The organism is Dankookia rubra (assembly GCF_004355005.1).
In the GTDB taxonomy this organism is placed as follows: Bacteria; Pseudomonadota; Alphaproteobacteria; order Acetobacterales; family Acetobacteraceae; genus Paracraurococcus; species Paracraurococcus ruber_A.
Window position 1 is genome coordinate 1 of sequence record NZ_SMSJ01000456.1, and the last position, 202, is coordinate 202.

Annotated in this window: 1 protein-coding gene; it reads right to left on the bottom strand. The window is 67.8% G+C overall.

What is annotated here, in order from left to right:
- The coding region (locus E2C06_RS37240) for an SdrD B-like domain-containing protein (protein WP_133293453.1) at positions 1 to 202 on the bottom strand (202 nt) is incomplete at both ends.

The window sequence follows — 202 nt, forward strand, 5'->3', positions numbered from 1 at the left end:
CCGGGTAGCACGGCCTCGCCGGTCTGACGGACGCCGTCGCTGTTCAGGTCAGTGAAGGCCCGGCCAGTTATGTTGCCGTTCTGCCAAAGCCCGGCATCGACGTTGGCCACGTTCTGGCCGGAGGTGAGCGTGATGGCGGTGGTGACGCCGGTCGTGGGACTAGCGTCGCTGTCGAGGGTGTCGTCGCTGCCCCTGTCCTGCG